The organism is Streptomyces sp. NPDC059866 (genome assembly GCF_042731325.1).
GTDB classification, from domain to species: domain Bacteria; phylum Actinomycetota; class Actinomycetes; order Streptomycetales; family Streptomycetaceae; genus Streptomyces; species Streptomyces flavusporus.
In genome coordinates this window covers 207,627-232,435 of the sequence record NZ_JBHWJT010000002.1, presented here as the reverse complement: position 1 = coordinate 232,435, position 24,809 = coordinate 207,627, and the positions used below count along the sequence as shown (strand labels likewise).

Below are 24,809 nucleotides of genomic sequence, written 5' to 3'. Positions count from 1 at the left end.
AGGGTTCACCGCCATGTCACAGCTCCCCACACGCAGAGGACTGCTCTTCGGGACCGCCGCCGTCTCGGCCGGTGCCCTCCTCGCCGGTTGCACGAGTAACGAGCCCAAGGAGAAGGGTGAGGCTGCCGACAGCAACCAGCCGGCCGCCGACGACCAGCCGGGCAAGCAGGTCACCATCGGATTCGCCGGCCCGCAGGCCGACCACGGCTGGCTCAACGCCATCAACGACAACGCCAAGAGCCGCGCCGAGAAGTACGAGGACGTGACCCTGGAGATCACCGAGGGCTCCAACGACACGGCCGCGCAGATCGGCCAGATCGAAACGCTGATCAACAAGAAGGTCGACGTCCTGGTCGTGCTGCCCGCCGACGGCAAGGCGCTCACCCAGGTCGGGCTCAAGGCGATGCGGGCCGGGATCCCGGTGGTCAACCTGGACCGGATCTTCAACACCCCGCAGGCGTACCGCTGCTGGATCGGCGGCGACAACTACGGCATGGGCCTCAACGCCGGCCACTACATCGGCGAGAAGCTCAAGGGCAAGTCCAACGCCCGGGTCATCGAACTGGCGGGGCTGGACAACCTGGAACTGACCCAGCAGCGCACCAAGGGCTTCGACGACGCGCTGAAGAACTACCCCAACATCCGCAAAGTGGCCCGCCAGGCCGCCGAGTTCACCGTGGAGTCCGGGCAGGCCAAGATGGCCCAGCTCCTCCAGGCGCAGTCGAAGTTCGACGCCCTGTGGAACCACGACGACGACCAGGGCGTGGGCGCGCTGCGCGCCATCGAGCAGGCCGGCCGTGACGACTTCCTGATGGTGGGCGGCGCGGGCGCGCTCTCCGCCTTCCAGGCCATCGAGCAGGACAACGGCGTCCTGAAGGCGACCGTCCTCTACCCGCCCACCATGGCGGCCTCCGCGATCGACCTGGCCCGCGCCCTCGGCCAGGGCAAGGGCGTCGGCGGCCTCGCCGAGTACGAGATCCCGGCGTCGATCACCCTCTACTCGGCCGTGGTCGACAAGACCAACGTCGACCAGTACATGTCCACCGGCTTCCAGTGAGGCGCCCTGCTCGACGGCCCGACCGGACATCGAGGGCATGTCTTCCGGCCCGGACCCCGCGACCCCGGGCCGGCCCGGAAGACAGGCCCTGAGGCCGGGCCCCCACCCCCCACCGCGCCACGACGACGAGGAGGACATCCGTATGGCACAGCCGCAAACGTCCGAAGGGGCCGAGTCCGAGAAGCCTCCGCTGCGCATCGGCATGGTCGGCTACGCCTTCATGGGCGCCGCCCACTCCCAGGGCTGGCGCACCGTGGGCCGCGTCTTCGACCTGCCCCGGCGCCCGGTGCTGGCCGCGATCTGCGGGCGGGACGCGACCGCCGTGCGTGCGGCGGCCGACCGGCACGGCTGGGCGGCGGCCGAGACCGAGTGGCGTGCCCTGATCGCCCGCGACGACGTCGACCTGGTCGACATCTGCACCCCCGGCGACAGCCACGCCGAGATCGCCCTGGCCGCGCTCGCCGCCGGCAAGCACGTCCTGTGCGAGAAGCCCCTCGCGAACACCGTCGAGGAGGCCGAGGCGATGGCGGCCGCCGCCGAAGCTGCGTACGAGCGCGGCCAGTTGGCGATGGTCGGCTTCAACTACCGCCGCCTGCCGGCCACCGCGCTGGCCCGCCGGATGGTCGCCGAGGGCCGGATCGGCACCCTGCGGCACGTCCGCGTGACGTACCTCCAGGACTGGCTGGTCGACCCGCAGGCCCCGCTGACCTGGCGGCTGCGCAAGGAACTGGCCGGCTCCGGCTCGCTCGGCGACCTCGGGGCGCACATCGTCGACCTGGCGCAGTACCTGGCGGGCGAGCAACTGGCCGGCGTCTCCGCGCTCACCGAGACGTTCGTGCGGGAGCGCCCGCTGCCGGGCGGCTCCGCGCGAGGCCTGTCCGCGGTCACGGCCGCCGGTACCGGACAGGTGACCGTCGACGACGCCGCCGTGTTCACCGCCCGCTTCGCCTCCGGCGCGCTCGCCTCCTTCGAGGCCACCCGGTACGCCACCGGCCGTAAGAACGCCCTGCGCATCGAACTCAACGGCGAACGCGGCTCGTTGGCCTTCGACCTGGAGCGGCTCAACGAGCTCTGGTACCACGACGGTACCGAACCCGACGCCCACGCCGGCTTCCGCCGCATCCTCGTCACCGAGCCCGACCACCCCTACCTGGAGGCCTGGTGGCCGCCGGGCCACGGCCTCGGCTACGAGCACAGCTTCGTCCACCAGGCCCGCGACCTGGTCCACGCCGTCGCCGAGGGCCGCCGGCCCGAACCCTCCTTCGCCGACGGGCTCCAGGTGCAGCGCGTCCTCGCGGCGGTGGAGGAGAGCGCCCAGAAGAACTCCGTCTACACACCGATAGCGGTCTGATATCGAGGAGCCCCTGACATGCCCCGCACCTTCACGCTCTTCACCGGCCAGTGGGCCGACCTGCCGCTCGAGGAGGTCTGCCGCCTCGCCCGTGACTTCGGCTACGACGGACTGGAACTCGCCTGCTGGGGCGACCACTTCGAGGTCGACAAGGCGCTGGCCGACCCCGCGTACCTCGATTCCCGGCATGCGCTGCTGGACAAGTACGGCCTGAAATGCTGGGCCATCTCCAACCACCTGGTCGGCCAGGCCGTCTGCGACGCCATCATCGACGAACGCCACCAGGCCATCCTGCCCGCCCGTATCTGGGGCGACGGCGACGCCGAGGGCGTACGGCAGCGGGCCGCCGCCGAGATCGCCGACACCGCGCGCGCCGCGGCCGCGTTCGGCGTCGACACCGTCATCGGTTTCACCGGCTCCGCCATCTGGCACCTGGTCGCGATGTTCCCGCCCGCCCCCGAGTCGATGATCGAACGCGGCTACGAGGACTTCGCCGAGCGCTGGAACCCGATCCTGGACGTCTTCGACGCCGAGGGCGTGCGGTTCGCCCACGAGGTGCACCCCAGCGAGATCGCGTACGACTACTGGACGACGCAGCGGGCGCTGGAGGCGGTCGGCCACCGTCCCGCCTTCGGGCTGAACTTCGACCCCTCGCACTTCGTCTGGCAGGACCTCGACCCGGTCGGCTTCCTGTGGGACTTCCGCGACCGGATCTACCACGTCGACTGCAAGGAGGCCCGCAAGCGCCTCGACGGGCGCAACGGCCGGCTCGGCTCCCACCTGCCGTGGGGCGACCCGCGCCGCGGCTGGGACTTCGTGTCCGCCGGACACGGCGACGTCCCCTGGGAGGACGTCTTCCGGATGCTGCGCTCCATCGACTACCAGGGCCCCATCTCGGTCGAGTGGGAGGACGCCGGCATGGACCGGCTCCAGGGCGCCCCCGAGGCGCTGACCCGCCTCAAGGCGTTCGACTTCGAACCGCCGAGCGCGTCCTTCGACGCGGCGTTCGGCAACTGACGCTCTCCGAACTCCCTTTCACGTCTCCGGGGTGACGGCGCACCCCGGCGCCCGCACCGCACGTCTTCGCACCCATCCCGTACGGCCCACCCCGTTCCCGGAGGGACTTCGTGCACAGAACCAGACTCAGAAGCACCCGCACCCCGAGGCGTCCCAGGCTTCGCACCAGCCTCGCCCTGTTCACCGGCCTGCTCCTGGCCGTGGGTGCCCCGGCGACCGTCGCCGGCGCCCACCCCGGCCACCCGGAACACGACGAACCGGCCGCCGCCGAGGGGCAGTTCCAGCAGGTGCCGCTCGCCAAGGGCGAACCCGAGACGGGCGAGCCGATGTCGCTCGCCGTGCTCCCGGACCGCAGCGTCCTGCACACCTCGCGCGACGGCACGCTGCGCCTCACCGACCAGGGCGGCGTCACCAAGATCGCCGGCAAGATCCCCGTCTACACCCATGACGAGGAGGGCCTGCAGGGCGTCGGCGTCGACCCGGACTTCAAGAACAACCGGGCGATCTACCTCTACTACGCCCCGCCGCTCGACACCCCCACCGGGGACGCCCCGGAGACCGGCACCGCCGAGGACTTCAAGAAGTTCGACGGCGTCAACCGCCTCTCCCGCTTCGTCCTGAACCCCAACGGCACGCTGGACATGGCCAGCGAGAAGAAGGTCCTGGACGTCGCGGCGTCCCGCGGCCTGTGCTGCCACGTCGGCGGCGACATCGACTTCGACGCGCAGGGCAACCTCTACCTGTCGACCGGTGACGACACCAACCCCTTCGCCTCCGACGGCTACACGCCGATCGACGACCGCGAGGGCCGCAACCCCGCCTTCGACGCCCGCCGCAGCTCCGGCAACACCAACGACCTGCGCGGCAAGATCCTCCGTATCAAGGTCGCCGAGGACGGCTCGTACACCGTCCCGGAGGGCAACCTCTTCGCCCCGGGCACGGAGAAGACCCGTCCCGAGATCTACGCGATGGGCTTCCGCAACCCGTTCCGGATGAGCGTCGACAAGCCCACCGGCACCGTGTACGTGGGTGACTACGGGCCCGACGCCGGCGCAGCCGACCCGAAGCGGGGGCCGGCAGGACAGGTCGAGTTCGCCAAGGTCACCAAGGCCGCCAACTTCGGCTGGCCGTTCTGCACGGGCAACAACGACGCCTACCTCGACTACGACTTCGCCACCAAGGAGTCCGGCGAGAAGTTCGACTGCAACGCGCCGAAGAACACCTCGCCGTACAACACCGGCCTCACCGACCTGCCGCCCGCCCAGGCCGCCTGGATTCCGTACGACGGCGGTTCCGTGCCCGAGTTCGGCTCCGGCTCCGAGTCCCCGATGGCCGGCCCGGTCTACCGCTACGACGCCGACCTGGACTCCAAGGTGAAGTTCCCTGAGGCGTACGACGGCGACTTCTTCGCGGGTGAGTTCGGCCGCCGCTGGATCAAGCGGATCGAGCAGAACGAGGACGGCTCCGTCGCGAAGATCAACGACTTCCCGTGGACCGGCACCCAGATCATGGACATGGAGTTCGGCCCCGACGGCGCGCTCTACGTCCTCGACTACGGCGTCTCGTGGTTCCAGGGCGACGAGAACTCCGCGCTGTACCGGATCGAGAACGCCGAGGACGGCTTCTCCCCGATCGCCGAGGTGAGCGCGGACAGGACATCCGGCGCGGCCGGCCTGAAGGTCGCCTTCACCGGCTCCGCAAAGGATGCCGACTCGCCCGACCTCACCTACAGCTGGGACTTCGGCGACGGCACCAAGGGCGAGGGCCTCAACCCCACCCACAGGTACAAGAAGGTCGGCACCTACACCGCGACCTTCACCGCGAAGGACCCCGAGGGCAACACCGGTAACGCCAGCGCCCGGATCGTGGTCGGCAACACCGAACCCAAGGTGAAGATCGACGTCCCGGGCAACGGCAGCCTGGCCGAGTTCGGCAAGCCCGTCCCGTTCAAGGTGACCGTCACCGACCCCGAGGAGACGATCGACTGCTCCAAGGTCAAGGTCGTCTACAGCCTCGGTCACGACTCCCACGCCCACGAGCTGACCAGCGAGACGGGCTGCGAGGGCACCCTGAAGCCGCCCGCCGGTGACGGTGGACACGACCCCAACGCCAACATCTACGGCGTCGTCGGCGCCGGCTACACCGACGGCGGGGCGAACGGCCAGGAGGCCCTGACCGGCACCGCCCGCACCGTGCTCCAGCCGCTGCACCGCCAGGGTGAGCACTTCTCGAAGCAGCAGGGCGTCTCGGTCATCGACAAGACCGGCGCCAACGGCGGCAAGACCGTGGGCAACATCGACGACGGCGACTGGATCTCCTTCAGCCCCTACCGGTTCGACGGGCAGAAGAAGATGACCGTGCGGGCCTCCTCCGGCGGCGCGGGCGGCTTCATCGAGCTGCGCACCGGCTCGCCCGACGGGCCGCTGCACGGCTCGGCGTACATCCCGCCGACCGGCAGCTGGGAGACCTTCCAGAACGTCGACGTGCCGCTGCGGGCCCTGCCCAAGAGCACCACGGAGATCTACCTGGTCTTCAAGGGCGGCGAGGGCGCGCTGTACGACGTGGACGACTTCGAGTTCTCCACCGAGCCGTTCACGGGCGGCAAGAAGGTCCTGGTCTTCTCCAAGACCGCCGGTTTCCGCCACGACTCCATCCCGGCCGGCATCGCCGCCCTGAAGGAGCTCGGCGCCCCGGCCGGCATCACCGTCGACGCGACCGAGGAGGCCCGGCAGTTCACCACGGCCAACCTCGCCAAGTACGACGCCGTGGCCTTCCTGTCCACCACCGGTGACGTCCTCAACGCCGAGCAGCAGAAGGCGTTCGAGAACTACGTCGCGAACGGCGGCGGCTACATGGGCATCCACGCCGCCGCCGACACGGAGTACGAGTGGGAGTTCTACGGCGGCCTCGTCGGCGCCTACTTCGCCTCGCACCCGGCCATCCAGAAGGCCACCGTGCGCGTCGAGGACCACGACCACCCGTCCACCGCCCACCTCGGCGACGCCTGGGAGCGCACCGACGAGTGGTACAACTACCGCACCAACCCGCGTGAGCAGGCCAAGGTCCTCGCCACCCTGGACGAGACGACCTACCAGGGCGGCACCATGAAGGGCGACCACCCGATCGCCTGGTGCCAGAGCTACGGCGGCGGCCGCTCCTTCTACACCGGCGGCGGCCACACCAAGGAGTCCTACGCCGAGGAGGCCTTCCGGGCCCACCTGCTAGGCGGCCTGCAGTACGCCACCGGCCAGGTGAAGGCCGACTGCAAGCCGAGCACGGGCTATCGGAAGATCTTCAACGGCCAGACCCTGGACGGCTGGAAGCAGGCCGGCCCCGGCAAGTTCAACGTCGTCAACGGCACCATGGAGTCCGAGGGCGGCATGGGTCTGCTCTGGTACCAGGCCAAGGAGCTGAAGTCGTACTCCCTCAAGCTCGACTGGAAGATGCAGGGCGACGACAACTCCGGGATCTTCGTGGGCTTTCCGGCCTCCGACGACCCCTGGTCCGCGGTGAACAAGGGCTACGAGATCCAGATCGACGCCACGGACGCGCCGGACCGCACCACGGGCTCCGTCTACTCGTTCAAGTCGGCGAACATCAAGGCCCGTGACCAGGTCCTGCGGCCGCCCGGCCAGTGGAACTCCTACGAGATCAAGGTCCAGGGGGAACGCCTCCAGGTGTTCCTCAACGGAGTCAAGATCAACGACTTCACCAACAAGGACCCCCAGCGGAGCCTGACCGACGGTTACGTCGGCCTGCAGAACCACGGCGCCGACGACCAGGTCTCCTTCCGCAACATCCAGTTGAAGGAACTGCCCGTCACGGGCGACTGAACGGCGGCGGGCGGGGGACGCCGGACCCCCGCCCGCCGTCTCCGTCCCTCCCACCGGGGTTCGCGCACGATCAGGAGGCTGCCCATGTCCGCGTCCCTCTCCCGACCGCGTGTGGGGGTGTGGCTGATCGGAGCCCGAGGCTCCGTCGCCACCACCGTCGTCACGGGGCACGCCGCCGTCAGCGCGGGACTGCACCCGCCCACCGGCATGGTGACCGAGACGCCGGCGTTCACCGACAGCGGCCTGCCCGCGCTGTCCGACCTCGTCTTCGGCGGCCATGACACCATCGACTGCCCACTGCCCAAACGCGCCGAGACCCTGACCGCCGGCGGCGTCCTCCCACCGGGCGTCGCCACCGCCGTCGCCGCCGAACTCGCCGCCGCCGACCGGGAGATCAGGCCCGGCGGCCCCACGCCGGGGGATGCCAGGAGCGAGGCCGAACTGATCACGGCCTTCGCCGACGACATACGCGACTTCGTGCACCGCCATGAACTGGAGCGGACCGTGGTGGTGAACGTCGCCTCCACCGAACCCGCCTCCCAGGGGCCCGACGCCCCGCTGCCGGCCAGCACCCTGTACGCGCTGGCGGCCCTGCGCGCGGGCTGCCCCTACGTCAACTTCACCCCCTCCGAGGGCATGCATCACCCCGTCGCCGCCCGTGCGGCCGAGCGGAGTGGCCTGCCGTACGCCGGCCGGGACGGCAAGACCGGACAGACGCTGCTGCGGGCCGTGCTGGGCCCGATGTTCGCGCAGCGGGCGCTGAACGTACGGGCCTGGTCCGGCACCAACCTGCTCGGCGGCGGCGACGGCGCGGCCCTCGCCGACCCGGCCGCCGCAGCGGCGAAGAACGCCGGCAAGGAACGCGTCCTCGCCGACACCCTCGGCACCGTTCCCGAGGGCGAGGTCCACATCGACGACGTCCCCGCGCTCGGCGACTGGAAGACCGCCTGGGACCACATCGCCTTCGACGGTTTCCTCGGCACCCGCATGATCCTCCAGACCATCTGGCAGGGCTGCGATTCCGCCCTCGCGGCCCCCCTCGTCCTGGACCTGGCCCGCCTGACCGCCCGCGCCCACGAGACCGGCCTCTCCGGCCCACTGACCGACCTGGGCTTCTTCTTCAAGGACCCGGTGGGGGCCGGGCCCGCCGCATTGGGGGAGCAGTACACGGCGCTGGTTGCATTCGGAGAGCGGCTGCGGGGGCCGGGGGCGAGGGAGCACACCGGTGACGCGGCGTCGGGAGAGCGGTCGTGAGCCGCCGGCGTGTGGGGGGAGAGGACGTCGACGGGAGAGAGGCGGCTCGGCGAGCGACGCGTCGACGCGCCTGGGCAGAACTGCTCCGCCTCCCCGCCCTGTTCACCGTCCCCGGCGACGCGCTCACCGGTGCGGCCGCGACCGGCGTGCGCCCCAACTCCCGCACCCTGCTCGCCATCGGCTCCTCCGTCTGTCTCTACGAGGCGGGAATGGCTCTCAACGACTGGGCGGACCGTGAGGAGGACGCCGCCGAACGCCCGCACCGTCCCCTCCCCTCCGGCCGCATCCGCCCGGCCTCCGCCCTCACGGCGGCCTGTGCCCTCACCGCCGCCGGACTGGCCCTCGCGGCCCGCGCCGGCTGGCCCGCCCTCACCGTCGCCACGCCCCTCGCGGCCACCGTCTGGGCCTACGACCTCGCCCTGAAGCACACTCCGGCCGGCCCGGTCGCCATGGCCGCCGCCCGTGGTCTCGACCTCCTCCTCGGAGCCGCAGCCACGACCGGACGTACCCGCCAGGCGCTCCCGTCCGCCGCACTCCTCGGCACCCACATCCTCGCGGTCACCACCGTGTCCCGCCGGGAGACGCAGGGCGGCTCGACCCTGCCACCCCTGGCGGCGCTCGCCACGACGGCCCTCCTCACTCGCCTGGTGACACACCCCTCCCCCCTCCCGACAGGCCAACCGGACGCGACCGGCCGCGCTGCCGCCCCCGTGCGACCCTCGGCCGACGGCGCCCTGCGTACCGCCCTCGCCGTCGCCTACGCCGCGACCGCCGCCCGCCCCTACACCCATGCCGCCCTCAACCCCTCACCCCCGCTCACCCAACGAGCCGTCGGCGGCGGCATCTGCGCCACCATCCCTCTCCAGGCCGCCCTCTCCGCCCGCGCCGGAGCCGGTCTCACCGCCGTCGTCATCGCCGCACTGGCCCCGATCGGCCGGAAGTACGCGAGGAAGGTGAGCGTCACATGAGTCTCAACCCTTCCCCGTCGGCTCCGGACCGCAGGAAACCCATCCCCTCGCATCACCCCCTCCGCTTCGGCTACGGCACCAACGGCCTGGCCGACCTCCGTCTCGACGACGCCCTCACCCTGCTGGCCGACCTCGGCTACGACGGCGTCGGGCTGACCCTCGACCACATGCACCTCGACCCGCTCGCCCCCGACCTGGCCTCCCGCACCCGCCGAGTCGCGCAGCGCCTCGGCACGCTCGGGCTGACCGCCACCGTGGAAACGGGCGCCCGCTATGTGCTCGACCCGCGCCGCAAACACGGCCCCTCCCTGCTGGACCCCGACCCCGACGACCGGGCCCGCCGGGTCGACCTGCTGCTCCGCGCCGTCCGGGTCGCCGCCGACCTCGACGCCCACGCCGTGCACTGCTTCAGCGGAACCGTCCCGGTCGGCACGGACGAGGACACGGCGTGGAAACGCCTCGCCGAGAGCCTCGCCCCCGTACTGGACGCCGCAACCGCCGCCGGCATCCCGCTCGCCGTCGAGCCCGAACCGGGCCACCTCCTCGCCACCCTCGCCGACTTCCACCGCCTCCGTCGGCTGCTGGGCGAGCCTGCCGCTCTCGGCCTCACCCTCGACATCGGCCACTGCCAGTGCCTCGAGCCCCTTTCTCCGGCCGACTGCGTCCGCGCGGCGGCCCCCTGGCTGCGGCACGTCCAGATCGAGGACATGCGCCGCGGTATCCATGAACACCTTCCTTTCGGGGACGGGGACATCGACTTCCCGCCCGTCCTCGAAGCCCTCGCCGCAACCGGCTATCAGGGCCTGACGGTCGTCGAACTGCCCCGCCACTCCCACGCGGGCCCCCACTTCGCCGAACGCTCCCTCCCGTTCCTCCGCAACGCAGCGTCGGCCCGGCCCGGCACGGCTGCCCCGCAGGCCATGTCGTCCTCCACCGCACACCCCGACGCCACGCCGCCGAACACCACGCCACCCAACGGGCCGGTCCCACCCCCCACTGCGCCCGTCGCACCGCCCGGCGAGCCCTCCGCCACCCCACAAGGGAGCACCCCATGACACGCCACCACGCCACCCCGGCCACCCCGGCGGCGAGAACCAAGGACACCACCCCCGCCACCGGCCCCGACGCCGCCGGCACGACAGCCTTCACACGCACCACCCCCGCCCGCACCCCTCCCGAAACCCTCCACACCCAGCTCAGCACCCACCTCTCCGCATCCGCCCGTGCCTGGCTCGAGCGAGCCCTCACCGAGGCCGCCGCACACCCCGGCACGCACGGCCCGATCTCCGTCTGGGAACTACGCCTTGCCGAGGCGGGCCGCCGCTGCGGCGACGAGCACGCCGACGCCGCCCGCGTCCTGATCCTGCACGCCGCCCGAGCCGACCCGGCCGCACTCACCCGCGTCTACCGCCAGGGCACCGCCGCGGAACGCCGCGCCGTCCTGCACGCACTGCCCCACCTCGTGCCCGGCCCGGACGCTCTCCCGCTGATCGAGGACGCCCTGCGGACCAATGACACCCGCCTCCTCGCCGCCGCCGTCGGCCCCTACGCGGCCCGGCACCTCGACCCGCACAACTGGCGGCACGCCGTGCTGAAGTGCCTCTTCACCGGGGTGCCCATCGACGAGCTGGCCGACCTGGAACGCCGCGCAGGCGCCGACGCCGAACTTGCCCGCATGCTCGGCGACTACGCCGCCGAACGCACCGCAGCGGGCCGTCCCGTACCGGAGGACCTGCACCGCGTCCTGGCCCTGACCGAGTCCGCGCCGCCGGCGCACGGCTCGGACACCCCCCACGGCAAGGAGTCCTGATGCGCATCTTCGACCCCCACATCCACATGACGTCCAGGACCACCGACGACTACCAGGCCATGTATGCCGCGGGCGTCCGCGCGCTCGTCGAGCCCTCCTTCTGGCTCGGCCAGCCCCGCACCTCGCCCGCCACCTTCCTCGACTACTTCGACTCCCTCCTGGGCTGGGAGCCCTTCCGCGCCGCCCAGTACGGCATCGCCCACCACTGCACGATCGCCCTGAATCCCAAGGAGGCGAACGACCCGCGCTGTGTCCCCGTCCTCGACGAACTGCCCCGGTATCTCGTCAAGGACCAGGTCGTGGCCGTCGGCGAGATCGGCTACGACTCGATGACCCCCGCCGAGGACACCGCGCTCGCCGCCCAGCTCCAGCTCGCCGCCGACCACGAGCTGCCCGCGCTCGTGCACACCCCGCATCGCGACAAGCTCGCCGGGCTGCGCCGCACCCTCGACGTCGTCCGGGAGTCGGCGTTGTCCCCGGACCGGGTCCTGCTCGACCACCTCAACGAGACCACCGTCAAGGAGGCCAGGGACAGTGGCTGCTGGCTGGGCTTCTCCGTCTATCCGGACACCAAGATGGACGAGGAGCGGATGGTCGCCATCCTCCGTGCCTACGGCCTCGAGCAGGTCCTGGTGAACTCGGCCGCCGACTGGGGCCGCAGCGATCCCCTGAAGACCCGCAAGGTCGGCGATCTGATGCTGGCCGAGGGCTTCACGGAGGACGACGTCGACCAGGTGCTGTGGCGCAACCCCATCGCCTTCTACGGACTCAGCGGCCGTCTGCATCTGGACGTGGCCGCGACCGATGTCACCCATGAGGGCAACTCCATCCTGCGCGGAGGGGAGTGAAGGATGCGCTTCCGCCACCCCGACGGCTCCACGGTCCACCTCGCCTACTGCACCAACGTCCACCCCGCCGAAACCCTCGACGGCGTCCTCTCCCAGCTCCGCGACCACTGCGAACCCGTCCGCCGCCGCCTCGGCCGCGACCGCCTCGGCATCGGCCTGTGGCTCGCCAAGGACGCCGCCCACGCCCTGGTCACCGACCCGTCCGCGCTGCGCGCCCTGCGCACCGACCTGGACCGGCGCGGCCTGGAAGTCGTCACCCTCAACGGCTTCCCCTACGAGGGCTTCGGTGCCGAAGAGGTCAAGTACCGCGTCTACAAGCCGGACTGGACCGACCCCGAACGCCTCGACCACACCACGGCCCTGGCCCGGCTGCTCGCCGGCCTGCTCCCCGACGACGTCACAGAGGGCAGCATCTCCACCCTCCCGCTCGCCTGGCGCACCCGGCGGGCCGAGTCGGCCCACTCCGCCCTGCGTACCCTCGGTGAACGCCTCGACGCACTGCGGGAACTGACCGGACGGTCCATCCGCGTCGGTCTGGAACCGGAACCCGGATGCCTCATAGAGACCACCGGCGACGCCATAGCCCCGCTGACCGCCATCGCCCACGACCGTATCGGTATCTGCGTCGACACCTGCCACCTCGCCACCTCCTTCGAAGACCCCGGCACCGCTCTGGACGCCCTCATCCGAGCCGGCGTCCCCATCGTCAAAACCCAGCTCTCTGCCGCCCTGCACGCCCAACACCCCCATCTCCCCGAAGTACGCGAGGCCCTTGCCGCGTTCGACGAGCCCCGCTTCCTGCACCAGACCCGTACCGCCACCGCCGCGGGCCTGCGAGGCACGGACGATCTCGGCGAGGCCCTGAAGGGCGAGGTCCTCCCCGACGGCGCTCCCTGGCGCGCCCACTTCCACGTCCCGCTGCACGCGGCGCCCGCCGCCCCGCTCACCTCCACGCTCGACGTCCTGAAGACGGCGCTGGCCGGGCTCGTCGGCGGTCCGCGCCCGCTCACCCGCCATCTCGAGGTCGAGACCTACACCTGGCAGGCCCTCCCGCCGGAGCAGCGGCCCCGGGCCCGGGCCCAGCTGGCCGACGGCATCGCCGCCGAACTCACCCTGGCCCGCGACCTGTTGACGGACCTCGGACTGAAGGAGCTCCCCTGAGCATGAGCCCTGACCCCACCCCACTCCTCGTCCTCGATGTCGTCGGCCTCACCCCCCGTCTCCTCGACCACATGCCGCACCTCAAGGCCCTCGGCCGGTCCGGCTCCCGCGCCCCGCTCGGCACCGTCCTGCCCGCCGTCACCTGCGCCGCCCAGTCCACGTTCCTGACCGGCACGATGCCCTCGGAGCACGGCATCGTCGGCAACGGCTGGTACTTCCGCGAACTCGGCGACGTCCTGCTGTGGCGCCAGCACAACGGCCTGGTCGCCGGAGACAAGATCTGGGACGCCGCACGCCGCGTGCACCCCGGTTACACGGTCGCCAATATCTGCTGGTGGTACGCCATGGGCGCAGACACCGACATCACCGTCACCCCCCGTCCGATCTACCATGCCGACGGCCGCAAGGAACCCGACTGCTACACCCGGCCCGCGGCCCTCCACGACGAACTCACCGATAAATTCGGCACCTTCCCGCTCTTCCACTTCTGGGGGCCCGGCGCGAACCTGGTCTCCAGCCGCTGGATCATCGACGCGACCCGCCACATCCTGCGCACCCGGCACCCCGACCTGACGCTCTGCTACCTCCCCCACCTCGACTACGACCTGCAGCGCTTCGGCCCTGACGACCCGCGGTCCCTGAAGGCCGCCGCCGACCTGGACAGAGCCGTCGCCCCGCTTTTGGACGACGCCCGCGCCGAGGGCCGTACCGTCGTCGTACTGTCCGAATACGGCATCACCCGCGCGAACAGGCCCGTCGACATCAACCGCGCTCTGCGCCGCGCGGGTCTGCTGGAGGTGCACACGCAGGACGGCATGGAGTACCTGGACCCGATGGCGTCCCGTGCCTTCGCCGTCGCCGACCACCAGATCGCCCACGTCTACGTACGCCGCCCCGAGGACCTGGACGCGGCCCGGGCCGCGCTGGACGGACTGCCCGGCATCGAGCAACTCCTCGACGACGAGGGCAAGAAGGCCCACCAGTTCGACCATCCCCGCTCCGGCGAACTGGTCGCCGTTGCGGAGCCGGACGCCTGGTTCACGTACTACTACTGGCTCGACGACGCCCGCGCGCCCGACTTCGCGCGACTCGTCGAGATCCACCGCAAACCCGGCTACGACCCGGTCGAACTCTTCATGGATCCCCTCGACCCCTACGTCAAGGTCAAGGCGGCCACCGCACTGGCCCGCAAGAAGCTCGGCATGCGCTACCGCATGGCGGTCGTGCCGCTGGATCCCTCACCTATTCGCGGCAGCCACGGCCGCCTTCCCACGAGCGATGACGACGGTCCGCTCCTCATCTGCTCCACCCCCCGCGCTGTCGGCGACCGCGTCGCGGCCACCGACGTGAAGTCACTACTGCTCCAACTGGCCGGTCTGTGCTGACTGGTCACAAGTGAAGCACTCACCACTGACAACGCCCTCCGACATCGAGGAGTTCCAGGCATGAGCCGCATCTCCCAGCCCGATCCCGAACTCACCCACCGCCTCACCAGACGAGGCATGCTCGGCGTGGCGGCAGGCGCCACCGCCGCCGCCCTGCTGGGCGCCGCAGCGTCCCCTGCAGCGGCCGCCACCGAGTCCGCGAGCGGCACCCGGGGCCGCGGTCGCCCCGTTCTGCCCCCCGGCCGCCTCGGCATTCAGCTCTACAGCCTCCGCGACAAGGTCTCCACTCTGGGCTTCGCCGCCGTCTTCGCCGAGCTGGAGCGGTACGGCTACGACGAGGTCGAGTTCGCCGGATACACGCAGGGCTCGGCGGGCCCGATCACGCTCGCGCAGCTCAAGCGGCTGGCCAGGAACCACGGCCTGAACCCGATCGGCAGCCACGTCGGCTACTACTCCAACGACCCGAACGCGTACACCTTCGCCCAGAACCTCACCAAGGTCCTCGACGACGCAGAGGCACTCGGCCTGAAGCACATCGGCACGGCCTCCGGCCCCTTCCGCTACGGCTCCACCGTCGACGCATGGAAGCGGGCCGCCGAGGACTTCAACACCTACGGTGCGGCGGCGCGGGCCCGCGGCATGAAGTTCTACCAGCACAACCACTCCGAGGAGTTCTCCTTCGCCTCGGACCAGCCGAACGTCCGCCTCTACGACGTGCTGCTCGCCGAGACCGACCCCGACCTCGTCTACCTGGAGATGGACATCTTCTGGGCGTACTCCGGCCAGTTCCGCTTCTCGAAGCGGCCCGACGGCACCCCCGCGCCCTTCGAACCCCTCGACTACGTGCTGAAGCAGCCCGACCGCTACCCGCTCTTCCACGTCAAGGACGGCGTGAACGACCCCTCGACCCAGTACGGCTACCGCATGACCGACGTGGGCGACGGAGACATCGACTACCAGCGGTTCATCTCCGCCGTCACCCGGCTGCGCGGACAGCGCTTCGCCCACCACTGGCAGGCCGAGCACGACAACCCGACCGAGTCGTTCACGTTCGCCCGGCGGTCCAGCGAGCACCTGCACTCGCTGCGGGAGAAGTGCTGACGGACGGTACGGACACAAGGAGGCCCTCCCCGCTCGCGGGGAGGGCCTTCAGGTCATGGTGGGGGACGGTGTGCGGCGTCGGGGTGTGACGGTGGGTCGTGCCCCGCGACGGGGGCCGCCGCCAGGTCAGGCCGTCTCCTCGCCCAGGGGTTGCGGGTTGGGGGTGATGCGCTTGTTCTTGGGCCGTCCCGGCGGGCTGAGGAACAGCGCCACGAAGCCGGCGAAGAACGAGATGGAGCCGGCCAGGATGAAGGCGCCGTTGAGGCCCCAGGCCGTCACGACGACGGCTCCCATGCCGGAGCCGAGGCCGGAGACCAGCTTGGAGCTGTACACCATGCCGTAGTTGGTCGCGTTGTTGTTCTCCCCGAAGTAGTCCGCCGTCATCGCCGCGAACATCGGGAAGATGGCGCCGCCACCGAAGCCGGAGACCGCGGAGAAGAACAGGAACAGTGGCAGGTTCTTGATCTCGGCCGACCAGATGATGCCGAACTGGGCGAGGCCCAGAATGACACAGACGTACAGCAGGCACTGCTTGCGGCCGTACAGGTCGGAGAGCCAGCCGATGACGCCGCGTCCGGTGCCGTTGACGATCGCCTTGAGTGACATGGCGGTGGCCACGATTCCGGCCGCGAATCCCGCGTGCTCGCCGATCTCGACCTGGAAGGCGATACCGAAGATGTTCACGCCCGAGGTGCAGGCGAGACAGAACCACATGAGCGCCACACGGCCGGTCTTCCAGGCCTCCGAGGGGCTGTACTGGTGGACGGCCGGCGGGTTCTTCTCCAGGGAACGGCGTGCGCGAGGATCGTCCGGCGGGTTGAGCGGGTCGATGTGGGGAGGCCACCAGTTCTTCGGCGGGTCCTGGAAGAAGAAGCCGGCCACGGCGACCATCAGCGCGAGGAAGCAGCCGACGGTGACCAGAATGACTTTGAAGTTGGAGATGTCCATCACCGTGCTGAACAGGAAGACGAAGGGCACCGAGCCGTAGGCGAAGCCGCCGTTGACGAAGCCCGTCTTGCCGCCCTTTCGCTCCGGATACCACTTGCCGACCATGTTGACGCAGGTGGCGTACACCATGCCCGCGCCCATACCGCTGAACATACCGAAGCCGACGAAGGCGAGTATGACGTGCGGTGCGTAGGCCAGTGACAGATAGCCCATCAGCGTGCCGGCCGCGCCCAGCATCATCGCCCAGCGCGCGGGCAGTTTGCCGGTCTCACGCAGCCGTCCCGCCGGGAAGGCCACCGCGGCCTGGAAGAACACCCAGACGCTCAGCATCCAGAAGATGCTGTTCTCGGACCAGTGATGGGCCTGGTGGATCGTCTCTTCGGCGGACGCGAACGCGTATTCCGCGGAGGAGATGCCCATCATGCCCACCCAGGGCAGGATCACCATCCACTTGCGCTTGCGCCCCATGATGTCGATGTCGGACTCGCCGACCCGATAGACGCGTCCGTTCCTGTCGGTCACCTCACGGTAGGCCACCGATGTCGGCAGATCGGTCGTTGTCATGTCGTGTTGCACCCCTAGCGTTCGAAAGTTCTGGCCAGCGCCCCCTGTCCAATGCCTTTCGTGCGCGCGCGGGTCCCGGGGCCGGCCGACGCGCACCGTCGGCCGGCTCCCCCTCACCTCATGTCATGAACCGCCCCCCAACAGGCCCGCCGCCCGCGCCCACCGGTACTTCGCGCCCAGCACCGCCACCGGCTTCTCCGTCGTGTACGGGTACGCCACGACCCCCCGTTCGTACAGGTACTGGCACGCCTCCTCGACCTCGACGTCGCCCGCGAGCGACGCCACCACGGGCTTCTCGATCCCGCGCTCCCGGAACTCGGCCACCACGCGCGCGGTGAGCTCGGCGAAGACCATGGGAGGGGTGACGATGGTGTGCCAGTAGCCGAGGACGAGCGCATGGATGCGCGGGTCCTCCAGCCCCAGCCGGATCGTCGCCTCGTACGTCGACGGAGGCTCGCCCCCGGTGATGTCCACCGGGTTGCCCGCGGCTCCGAAGGGCGGGATGAACTTCCGGAACGACGCGTCCAGGTCCGGCGGGATCTCCATCAGGGTCAGGCCGTTGTCGGTCACCGCGTCCGACAGCAGTACGCCGCTGCCGCCCGCCCCGGTGATGATCACGACGTTGTCACCCTGAGGTGTAGGAAGCACGGGCAACGCGCGCGCGTACTCCAGCATGTCGTTCAGCCCGGGCGCCCGGATGACACCGGCCTGCCGCAGGATGTCGTCGTACACGGCGTCGTCGCCCGCGAGGGCCCCCGTGTGCGAGCCGGCGGCCTTCGCGCCCGCTGCCGTACGGCCCGCCTTCAGCACCACGACCGGCTTCTTGGGCACGGTCTCCCGCGCGGCCTCCACGAACGCCCGGCCGTCCTTGAGGTCCTCCAGGTGCATGGCGATGCACTCGGTGTGCGGGTCCTCGCCGAACCAGGTCAGCAGGTCGTCCTCGTCCAGGTCGGACTTGTTGCCCAGCCCGACGATCGCCGACACGCCGGTCTTCGTGGTCCGGGCGAAGCCCAGGATCGCCATCCCTATGCCACCGGACTGCGAGGTGAGCGCCACCCCGCCCTTGACGTCGTACGGCGTGCAGAACGTGGCGCACAGGTCCTGCCAGGTCGAGTAGTAGCCGTAGATGTTCGGGCCGAGCAGCCGGACGCCGTGCCGCTCCGCTATCTCGACGATCTCGGCCTGGAGTTCGTGCTCGCCGGTCTCCGCGAACCCGGAGGGGATCAGCACGGCGTTGGGTATCCCCTTGCGCCCCACCTCCTCCAGCGCCGCGGCGACGAACTTGGCGGGAATGGCGAACACGGCCACATCCACCTCACCGGGAACGTCCGTGACACTCTTGTACGCCTTGCGGCCCAGAATGTCATCGGCCTTGGGGTTCACCGGGTGGATCTCTCCGGGGAAACCGCCGTCGACGAGGTTGCGCATCACCGAGTTGCCGATCTTGCCCTGCTCGTTGGAGGCGCCGATCACGGCGACCGAGCGTGGCTGCATCAACCGGCGCATGGAGGTGAGGATCTCGTCGCGCGAGTAACGGCGGCGCTGCTTCGCGGGCGTCTCGGAGAGGATCACGCGGATGTCCGCGGCGACCGCTCCCTCGGGGGTGGCGATCACCGGGTTGAGGTCCACCTCGGCGATCTCCGGGAAGTCCGTGACGAGTTGGGAGACCCGGCGGATCTGCTCGGCGATCGCCCACCGGTCCACGCCCGCCGCGCCGCGCACCCCGCGCAGGATCTCCGCCGACCGGATCGAGTCCAGCATGGAGAGCGCCTCGTCGGCGTCCACGGGCGCGAGCCGGAACGTGACGTCCTTGAGGACCTCGACCAGCACTCCGCCGAGCCCGAAGGCCACGACCTTCCCGAACGTCGGGTCCGTCACCGCGCCGACGATGACTTCCTGTCCCTGCGGCAGCAGCTCCTGTACCTGCACGCCCGCTATCCGGGCGTCCGCGTTGTACGCGCGCGCGTTGTCGATGATTGTGTGGAACGCGGCCCGTACGTCACCGGCCCCCTCGACGCCGACGATCACACCGCCGGCGTCGGTCTTGTGCAGGATGTCCGGCGAGACGATCTTCATCACGACCGGCCCGCCGAACCGCGCCGCGTACGCCACGGCCTCGTCGACGTCGGTTGCCAGTTCCTCGCCCGGTACGGCGATCCCGTAGGCGTCGGCGATCACCTTGCCCTCGGGTGCGGTCAGCGCCGTGCGCCCCTCGGCGCGCACGGCGTCGAGGAGCGCGCGCACCCTGAGCACCCGGTCTTCGGCCATCACGTCAGATCACTCCGTTCGACTTGAGCAGGCGCAGCTCCTCGTCGCCGAGGCCGAGCTCGCCGACGTAGACCTCTTCGTTGTGCTCGCCGAGCAGGGGTGAACTGGTCACGTCCACCGGGGAGTCGGAGAGCTTGAGCGGGCTGCCGACGGTCACGAACTCGCCGCGTTCCGGGTGCGGCACGCGGACGACCATCTCGTTCGCGACCAGCGAGGTGTCCTCGATGATCTCCTTGGTGGACAGGATCGGCCCGCACGGGATGTTGTGCGCGTTGAGCTTCTCCAGCACCTCCCACTTGGGCAGGGTCGAGGACCACTCCTCGATGAGCTGGAACATCTTGTTGAGCTTGGGCAGCCGGGCCTCCGGCGTCGACCACTCCGGATCGTCGGCCAGTTCGGGCCGGCCGATCAGTTCGCTGATGGGCTGCCAGCCGACGGGCTGCACGATGACGTACACGTAGTCGTTCGGGCCGCCCGGCGCGCACTTGACCGCCCAGCCGGGCTGGCCGCCGCCGGACGCGTTCCCGGACCTGGGAACCTCGTCGCCGAAGTCCTCGTTGGGATATTCAGCGAGCGGGCCGTGTGCCAGGCGCTGCTGGTCGCGCAGCTTCACCCGGCAGAGGTTGAGCACAGCGTGCTGCATGGCCACGTTCACCCGCTGCCCGCGCCCGGTGCGCTCCCGCTGGTACAGCGCCGCGAGGATGCCCGCCACGGCGTGCACGCCCGTGCCCGAGTCCCCGATCTGGGCCCCCGTCGCCAGCGGCGGCCCGTCCTCGAAACCGGTGGTCGACATCGACCCGCCCATGGCCTGCGCGACGACCTCGTACGCCTTGAAGTTGGTGTACGGGCCTTCGCCGAACCCCTTGATGGAGGCATAGACGATCCGTGGATTGATCTCCTGGATGCGGTCCCAGGTGAAGCCCATGCGGTCGACCGCGCCCGGTCCGAAGTTCTCGACCATGACGTCGGAGCGCCGGATCAGCTCGGTGAGCAGCTCCTTGCCGCGCTCGGTCTTGGTGTTGAGGGTGATGCTCCGCTTGTTGCAGTTGAGCATCGTGAAGTAGAGGGAGTCGACGTCCGGGAGGTCGCGCAGCTGTTTGCGCGTGATGTCCCCGGTCGGCGCCTCCAGCTTGACGACGTCCGCGCCGAGCCAGGCGAGCAGCTGGGTCGCGGAGGGCCCGGACTGGACGTGGGTCATGTCCAGGACGCGGATGCCTTCGAGGGCCTTGGTGGTCACCGGATCACCTCACTTGTACATGGTCTGGTTCATGGTTCCGGGGGCGTACGCGTCCGGGTCGACCCAGACGTTGATCAGCGACGGCTTCCCGGACTCCCGGGCGCGCCGCAGCGCGGGGCCGATGTCGGCGGGGTCGCGGACCTCCTCGCCGTAACCGCCCAGCATCTGCGCGAACTTGTCGTAGTGGACGTCGCCGAGGGTGTTGCCGACCCGCTCGCGCTCCTTGCCGTACTTGGCGGCCTGGCCGTAGCGGATCTGGTTCATCGAGGAGTTGTTGCCGACGATGCCGACGAAGGGGAGGTTGTAGCGGACGAGGGTTTCGAAGTCCCAGCCGGTCAGGGAGAAGGCGCCGTCGCCGAAGAGGGCGACGACCTCCTTGTCGGGCCGCGCCTGCTTTGCCGCGAGCACGAACGGGACGCCGACGCCGAGCGTGCCCAGCGGACCCGGGTCCATCCAGTGCCCGGGCGACTTGGGCTGCACGACCTGCCCGGAGAAGGTGACGATGTCGCCGCCGTCGCCGATGTAGATCGAGTCCTCGGTGAGGAAGTCGTTGATCTCGCTGACCAGGCGGTACGGATGGATCGGCGAGGCGTCCGAGCGCAACTGCGGCAGCCGCTTCTCCAGCGCGGTCTGCTCGGCGGCGCGCAGCTCGTCGAGCCACTCCTTGCGCTTCGACGCGCCCCCGTTGACGCGCCCGGAGGCCGCCTCGGTCACCGACTTCAGCACCAGTCCCGCGTCGCCGACGATCCCGAGGTCGATGTCGCGGTTCTTGCCGACGGTGCGGTAGTCGAGGTCGATCTGCACGACGGTCGCGTTCGCCGACAGCCGCTTGCCGTAGCCCATGCGGAAGTCGAAGGGCGTGCCGACGATGACGATGACGTCGGCGTTGGAGAAGGCGTACCGACGGGACAGCTGGAAGTGGTGCGGGTCGCCGGGCGGCAGCGTGCCGCGGCCGGCGCCGTTCATGTACGCCGGGACGTTCAGCGTGCGCACCAGCTCGATGGCGGCCTCGGTGCCGCGGGTCGTCCACACCTGGCTGCCCAGCAGGATCGCGGGCTTCTCGGCGTGCACCAGCAGGTCGGCGAGCTTCTCGATCGCCTCCGGATCACCGGCCGAACGGGTCGAGGCGCGGTACGCACCCGGCTTCGGTACGCGCGCCTTGTCCGCCGGCACCTTGGCGTCGAGGACGTCGCGCGGGATCTCCAGGAAGGAAGGGCCGGGCGCGCCGTGGTAGCACTCGCGGAACGCCATCGACACCATGTCCGCCGCGCGCGCCGTGTCCGGAACGGCCGCCGCGAACTTGGTGATCGGCGTCATCATGTCGACGTGCGGCAGGTCCTGCAGGGAGCCCATCTTGTGCTGGGTGAGGGCCCCTTGACCGCCGATCAGCAGCATCGGGGACTCGGCACGGAAGGCGTTGGCGACTCCGGTGACGGCGTCGGTCGTCCCCGGGCCGGCGGTGACGACCGCACAGCCGGGCTTGCCGGTGATGCGGGCGTAACCGTCGGCGGCGTGTGCGGCGACCTGCTCGTGGCGGACGTCGACGACTTCGATGCCCTCGTCGACGCAGCCGTCGTAGATGTCGATGATGTGGCCGCCGCACAGGGTGTAGATGCGCTCCACCCCCTCGGCTTTGAGGGCCTTGGCGACGAGGTGACCGCCGGAGATCACGTCCTGGGTGTCGTCGGGCATGGCGAAGTCCTGTCCCTTCATAGGGGTTGGCAGCTCTCGCAGTACATTGCATACAGTCGACGAATACTGTATGAAGCTTGTTATCCCGCATCCGGTGGGTGGTGTCCAGGGGGCGTGCGGCACTTTCCAGACAGGAGCCGAGATGGACCTGTACGAGCACCAGGCAAGGGAACTCTTCGAGGAACACGGCATCTTGGTGCCGCGGGCCGAAGTCACCGACTCGCCCAAGGAGGCACGCGAGATCGCCCGCCGACTCGGCGGCCGGGTCGTCGTCAAGGCCCAGGTCAAGACGGGTGGCCGGGGCAAGGCAGGCGGAGTGAAGCTCGCCGCCGACCCGGCCGCCGCGGAACTGACGGCGCGACAGATCATCGGAATGGACATCAAGGGCCACACGGTCGGCAAGGTCATGCTGGCCCAACCCGTCGACATCGAGACCGAGTTCTACGTCTCCTACGTCCTCGACCGGGCAGCGGGCGGCTTCCTCGCCATCGCCTCCGCGGAGGGCGGCATGGACATCGAGGAGGTCGCCGCCACCCGGCCCGATGCCGTGGCGCGCGTGCACATCGACCCTGCCGAGGGCGTCACCTCGGCGAAGGCAGGTGAGATCGCCGATGCGGCCGGACTGCCGCCACAGACCGTCGACGTGCTCGTACGGCTGTGGGAGGTGCTGATCCGCGAGGATGCCCTCCTCGTCGAGGTCAACCCGCTCGTGCGCACCCGGCAGGGCCAGATCCTGGCTCTCGACGGCAAGGTCACCCTGGACGACAACGCCCGCTTCCGGCAGGCCCGGTGGGGCGCCGAGGGGGCGGAGCACGACGATCCGTTGGAGGCGGTGGCCGCCGCGAAGGGCCTCAACTACGTCAAGCTCGACGGCGAGGTCGGCATCATCGGCAACGGCGCCGGACTGGTCATGTCGACCCTCGACGTGGTCGCCGGCTGCGGCGCCCGCCCCGCCAACTTCCTCGACATCGGCGGCGGAGCCTCCGCCCAGATCATGGCCGACGGTCTGACCGTCATCCTCTCCGACCCGGCCGTGAAGTCGGTGTTCGTCAACGTCTTCGGCGGCATCACCGCCTGCGACGCGGTCGCCGACGGCATCGTGCAGGCCCTGGACACGGTCCGGTTGACCAAGCCACTGGTCGTCCGCCTGGACGGCAACAACGCCGCCCGCGGCCGTGTGATCCTCGACGAACGGGCGCATCCGCTGGTCCAGCAGGCCACCACCATGGACGGCGCCGCACACAAGGCCGCCCAACTCGCCGACGCAGCCTGAGGAGACGGGACATGGCGATCCATCTCACCAAAGAGAGCAAGGTCCTCGTCCAGGGCATGACCGGCGGCGAGGGCATGAAGCACACCCGGCGCATGCTGGCGGCCGGCACGAACGTCGTCGGCGGGGTCAACCCGCGCAAGGCGGGCCGCACCGTCGACTTCGACAACCGTGCCGTGCCCGTTTTCGGCTCGGTCCGCGCGGGCATGGACGCGACCGGAGCCGACGTCACCGTCGTCTTCGTACCGCCCGCCTTCGCCAAGGCGGCCGTCGTCGAGGCCGCGGACGCGGGTATCGGCCTCGCGGTCGTCATCACCGAGGGCATCCCGGTGCACGACTCGGTCGCCTTCACGGCGTACGCGCGGTCGAAGGGCACGCGCATCATCGGCCCCAACTGCCCAGGCCTGATCAGCCCCGGTCAGTCCAACGCGGGCATCATCCCGGCCGACATCACCAAGCCCGGCCGCATCGGCCTGGTGTCGAAGTCCGGGACGCTGACGTACCAACTCATGTACGAGCTCCGTGACATCGGCTTTTCGACCTGTGTCGGCATCGGCGGCGACCCGGTCGTCGGCACCACGCACATCGACTGCCTGGCCGCCTTCCAGGACGACCCGGAAACCGACCTGATCGTGCTGATCGGGGAGATCGGCGGCGACGCCGAGGAACGCGCCGCCGCATACATCCGCGAGCACGTCACCAAGCCGGTCGTCGGCTACATCGCCGGCTTCACCGCCCCCGAGGGCAAGACCATGGGGCACGCGGGCGCCATCGTGTCCGGGTCCTCCGGGACGGCGCAGGCGAAGAAGGAGGCGCTGGAGGCGGCCGGGGTGCGGGTGGGGAGTACGCCGACGGAGACGGCCAAGCTGGTGCTTGCCGCACTGGCGGCCACCGAGTGATGTCACTCATAGTTGTCGAGAGGTGACTGTCGCGCATCACGGCGCCTCATCAGCTTCCTCCGTACGACGTCCTCGCACGGCAGTGCGAGCCGTGCCCGGGACCAGCCATGCAACCCGCCCCGACTGTGCACCGAGAGCGGAGCTCA

Annotated in this window: 18 protein-coding genes; 14 read left to right on the top strand and 4 right to left on the bottom strand. The window is 70.3% G+C overall.

The window, feature by feature from the left end; genetic code table 11:
* The first annotated feature begins 13 nt into the window (after positions 1-13).
* From ACFV7R_RS03300 to ACFV7R_RS03245, 12 genes are all read left to right on the top strand, one after another.
* Positions 14-1,057, top strand: a complete 1,044-nt coding sequence (locus ACFV7R_RS03300; RefSeq protein ID WP_385259315.1) for a substrate-binding domain-containing protein — start codon at positions 14-16, stop codon at positions 1,055-1,057.
* A 142-nt stretch (positions 1,058-1,199) separates the two neighbouring features.
* Entirely contained in the window at positions 1,200-2,408 is a 1,209-nt protein-coding gene (locus ACFV7R_RS03295) for a Gfo/Idh/MocA family protein (RefSeq protein ID WP_385259313.1), read from the top strand.
* Positions 2,409-2,426: 18 nt separating this feature from the next.
* A complete protein-coding gene (locus ACFV7R_RS03290; RefSeq protein WP_385259311.1) occupies positions 2,427-3,425 on the top strand; it encodes a sugar phosphate isomerase/epimerase family protein in 999 nt (332 codons plus the stop codon).
* Between the two features lie 110 nt (positions 3,426-3,535).
* A complete protein-coding gene (locus tag ACFV7R_RS03285) occupies positions 3,536-7,258 on the top strand; it encodes a ThuA domain-containing protein (RefSeq protein ID WP_385259309.1) in 3,723 nt (1,240 codons plus the stop codon).
* An 84-nt stretch (positions 7,259-7,342) separates the two neighbouring features.
* Complete coding sequence (locus ACFV7R_RS03280; protein ID WP_385259307.1) at positions 7,343-8,512, top strand: inositol-3-phosphate synthase; 1,170 nt, start codon at positions 7,343-7,345, stop codon at positions 8,510-8,512.
* Positions 8,509-9,480, top strand: coding sequence for an SCO3242 family prenyltransferase (locus ACFV7R_RS03275; protein WP_385259305.1), 972 nt, complete (start codon positions 8,509-8,511; stop codon positions 9,478-9,480). The genes ACFV7R_RS03280 and ACFV7R_RS03275 overlap by 4 nt, the downstream gene beginning before the upstream one ends.
* The gene (locus tag ACFV7R_RS03270) at positions 9,477-10,535 is read left to right on the top strand and encodes a sugar phosphate isomerase/epimerase family protein (protein ID WP_385259303.1); all 1,059 of its coding nucleotides are present in this window, start codon (positions 9,477-9,479) and stop codon (positions 10,533-10,535) included. The genes ACFV7R_RS03275 and ACFV7R_RS03270 overlap by 4 nt, the downstream gene beginning before the upstream one ends.
* Complete coding sequence (locus tag ACFV7R_RS03265; protein WP_385259302.1) at positions 10,532-11,290, top strand: EboA domain-containing protein; 759 nt, start codon at positions 10,532-10,534, stop codon at positions 11,288-11,290. Before ACFV7R_RS03270 ends, ACFV7R_RS03265 begins: the two co-directional genes overlap by 4 nt.
* Positions 11,290-12,138, top strand: coding sequence for a TatD family hydrolase (locus ACFV7R_RS03260; protein WP_385259300.1), 849 nt, complete (start codon positions 11,290-11,292; stop codon positions 12,136-12,138). Before ACFV7R_RS03265 ends, ACFV7R_RS03260 begins: the two co-directional genes overlap by 1 nt.
* A gap of 3 nt (positions 12,139-12,141) precedes the next feature.
* The gene (eboE, locus tag ACFV7R_RS03255; protein ID WP_385259298.1) at positions 12,142-13,299 is read left to right on the top strand and encodes a metabolite traffic protein EboE; all 1,158 of its coding nucleotides are present in this window, start codon (positions 12,142-12,144) and stop codon (positions 13,297-13,299) included.
* 2 nt (positions 13,300-13,301) lie between these two features.
* On the top strand, positions 13,302-14,684 hold the full coding sequence (locus tag ACFV7R_RS03250) for an alkaline phosphatase family protein (protein ID WP_385259296.1): 1,383 nt from the start codon (positions 13,302-13,304) through the stop codon (positions 14,682-14,684).
* A gap of 60 nt (positions 14,685-14,744) precedes the next feature.
* The gene (locus ACFV7R_RS03245; protein WP_385259294.1) at positions 14,745-15,785 is read left to right on the top strand and encodes a sugar phosphate isomerase/epimerase family protein; all 1,041 of its coding nucleotides are present in this window, start codon (positions 14,745-14,747) and stop codon (positions 15,783-15,785) included.
* A gap of 126 nt (positions 15,786-15,911) precedes the next feature.
* Here the strand turns inward: ACFV7R_RS03245 and ACFV7R_RS03240 are convergent, their stop codons facing one another.
* From ACFV7R_RS03240 to ACFV7R_RS03225, 4 genes are all read right to left on the bottom strand, one after another.
* Entirely contained in the window at positions 15,912-17,297 is a 1,386-nt protein-coding gene (locus ACFV7R_RS03240; RefSeq protein WP_385259292.1) for an OFA family MFS transporter, read from the bottom strand.
* A gap of 123 nt (positions 17,298-17,420) precedes the next feature.
* Positions 17,421-19,565, bottom strand: a complete 2,145-nt coding sequence (locus tag ACFV7R_RS03235) for an acetate--CoA ligase family protein (RefSeq protein ID WP_385259739.1) — start codon at positions 19,563-19,565, stop codon at positions 17,421-17,423.
* A gap of 4 nt (positions 19,566-19,569) precedes the next feature.
* Positions 19,570-20,802 (bottom strand): formyl-CoA transferase, encoded by a 1,233-nt coding sequence (gene frc / locus ACFV7R_RS03230; RefSeq protein WP_385259289.1) that lies wholly within the window; start codon positions 20,800-20,802, stop codon positions 19,570-19,572.
* 9 nt (positions 20,803-20,811) lie between these two features.
* A complete protein-coding gene (locus tag ACFV7R_RS03225; RefSeq protein ID WP_385259288.1) occupies positions 20,812-22,494 on the bottom strand; it encodes a thiamine pyrophosphate-binding protein in 1,683 nt (560 codons plus the stop codon).
* Positions 22,495-22,636: 142 nt separating this feature from the next.
* Between ACFV7R_RS03225 and sucC the strand changes: the two genes are divergently transcribed.
* Positions 22,637-23,767 carry an ADP-forming succinate--CoA ligase subunit beta gene (sucC, locus tag ACFV7R_RS03220; RefSeq protein ID WP_385259286.1) on the top strand — a complete coding sequence of 377 codons (1,131 nt, stop codon included), beginning with the start codon at positions 22,637-22,639 and terminating at the stop codon, positions 23,765-23,767.
* 11 nt (positions 23,768-23,778) lie between these two features.
* The gene (gene sucD, locus ACFV7R_RS03215; RefSeq protein WP_385259285.1) at positions 23,779-24,663 is read left to right on the top strand and encodes a succinate--CoA ligase subunit alpha; all 885 of its coding nucleotides are present in this window, start codon (positions 23,779-23,781) and stop codon (positions 24,661-24,663) included.
* The last annotated feature ends 146 nt before the right edge of the window (positions 24,664-24,809 follow it).

Coding starts and splice junctions, on each gene's coding strand:
- ACFV7R_RS03250 (WP_385259296.1), top strand. CDS start 13,302: ATGAGCCCTGACCCCACCCCACTCCTCGTCCTCGATGTCGTCGGCCTC.
- eboE (WP_385259298.1), top strand. CDS start 12,142: ATGCGCTTCCGCCACCCCGACGGCTCCACGGTCCACCTCGCCTACTGC.
- ACFV7R_RS03265 (WP_385259302.1), top strand. CDS start 10,532: ATGACACGCCACCACGCCACCCCGGCCACCCCGGCGGCGAGAACCAAG.
- ACFV7R_RS03280 (WP_385259307.1), top strand. CDS start 7,343: ATGTCCGCGTCCCTCTCCCGACCGCGTGTGGGGGTGTGGCTGATCGGA.
- ACFV7R_RS03235 (WP_385259739.1), bottom strand. CDS start 19,565: ATGGCCGAAGACCGGGTGCTCAGGGTGCGCGCGCTCCTCGACGCCGTG.
- ACFV7R_RS03270 (WP_385259303.1), top strand. CDS start 9,477: ATGAGTCTCAACCCTTCCCCGTCGGCTCCGGACCGCAGGAAACCCATC.
- ACFV7R_RS03300 (WP_385259315.1), top strand. CDS start 14: ATGTCACAGCTCCCCACACGCAGAGGACTGCTCTTCGGGACCGCCGCC.
- ACFV7R_RS03240 (WP_385259292.1), bottom strand. CDS start 17,297: ATGACAACGACCGATCTGCCGACATCGGTGGCCTACCGTGAGGTGACC.
- ACFV7R_RS03245 (WP_385259294.1), top strand. CDS start 14,745: ATGAGCCGCATCTCCCAGCCCGATCCCGAACTCACCCACCGCCTCACC.
- ACFV7R_RS03295 (WP_385259313.1), top strand. CDS start 1,200: ATGGCACAGCCGCAAACGTCCGAAGGGGCCGAGTCCGAGAAGCCTCCG.
- ACFV7R_RS03225 (WP_385259288.1), bottom strand. CDS start 22,494: ATGCCCGACGACACCCAGGACGTGATCTCCGGCGGTCACCTCGTCGCC.
- sucC (WP_385259286.1), top strand. CDS start 22,637: ATGGACCTGTACGAGCACCAGGCAAGGGAACTCTTCGAGGAACACGGC.
- ACFV7R_RS03260 (WP_385259300.1), top strand. CDS start 11,290: ATGCGCATCTTCGACCCCCACATCCACATGACGTCCAGGACCACCGAC.
- ACFV7R_RS03290 (WP_385259311.1), top strand. CDS start 2,427: ATGCCCCGCACCTTCACGCTCTTCACCGGCCAGTGGGCCGACCTGCCG.
- sucD (WP_385259285.1), top strand. CDS start 23,779: ATGGCGATCCATCTCACCAAAGAGAGCAAGGTCCTCGTCCAGGGCATG.